Origin of the sequence: Streptomyces sp. NPDC057950 (assembly GCF_042887295.1) — a bacterium.
GTDB lineage: Bacteria > Actinomycetota > Actinomycetes > Streptomycetales > Streptomycetaceae > Streptomyces > Streptomyces kaempferi.
This window is the reverse complement of sequence record NZ_JBHVPP010000064.1, coordinates 1-1,017: the sequence shown is the minus strand read 5'-3', so window position 1 is coordinate 1,017 and position 1,017 is coordinate 1. Positions and strand designations below refer to the sequence as shown.

1 protein-coding gene is annotated in these 1,017 nt (G+C 67.4%); it reads right to left on the bottom strand.

The features are described 5' to 3' along the window. Window positions 1–54: 54 nt before the first annotated feature. A complete protein-coding gene (locus tag ACFVTC_RS42825; protein ID WP_390135263.1) occupies window positions 55–969 on the bottom strand; it encodes a transposase family protein in 915 nt (304 codons plus the stop codon). Window positions 970–1,017: the final 48 nt, after the last annotated feature.

Sequence of the window (1,017 nt, the reverse complement as noted above, 5' to 3'; positions counted from 1 at the left end):
ACGAGTTGGTGCGTGATAGCGCGTGGGCCGTGCTTGTCCTGCTCATGGCGCCCGTCAGGTGGTGATGCTGCGGTCGGATACCAAGGTGGCGATGGCCTGGTAGGTGTCGGGGAGACGGTCGCGGCGGTGGGTCCAGCGCTGGAGTTGTTTCCAGCGTTTGTGGTCGGCGAGGGCGTGTTCGACCGTGATCCGTTGTGAGGAGTGCTCGTGCCGCTGGCGTTCGTTGTGTTCGAGGAAGGGGAGTGTCGCGCCTGGTCGTAGCTTGCGGGGCTGGGTCAGAGCCTTGCCTCGATGGTCTCTGCTCAGGCCGAGGTAGCCGTCGTCGAGGAGGACCTGGACCTGGTAGAAGGAATGGAAGCATCTGCTGATACCGGCCAGACGGGCGGCAGTGGCGTCGTGCATCCGCCCGGGCCGTAGGGCGTCGGTCCACAAGGTACGGCCCTGATGGTCGGCGATGACGGTGGCCTTCATAGTGTTCTGCTTCTTCTTGCCCGACACGAAGGCCCGCCGGCCGCCGCGGCCTGCGGCCGGGCGGCGGACCTGGACTTCAGTGGCGTCCAGCCGCAGCCGGACACCTTCGGCCTGGGCGTAGGCAAACACATCCTCCAGCGTCCGCAGCCGAACACCGGGCCGTTCCGGAACGGCGAAGCCCCGCCCTGCCAGCAGTCGGCGCACCTCACCCACCGCCCTGGTCACGGTCGAGCGGTCCACCTCGTACAGCAGGGCCAGCACGGCGTGCGGCAGGTCGTGGCGCAGATGGATGAGTGTGGCTACCAGCCGGTCCACGAACACCAACTGATGCCGGGCACCGGCACCCGGAGCCCGCTTCCTCGCCCCGCCCCGGGCCTGGTGTCGGCGCCCCTCCACCCCGACTACCCACGGCCTGGCCAACTCCGCCACCAAGCACGACAGATGACTCCTCGAGACGCCCGTGAACAACGGATGTGTCAGAACCGAACGATCCACCATGCCTCTCACCAGCAGAGCATGCCCACCCGCTATCACGCACCAACTCGT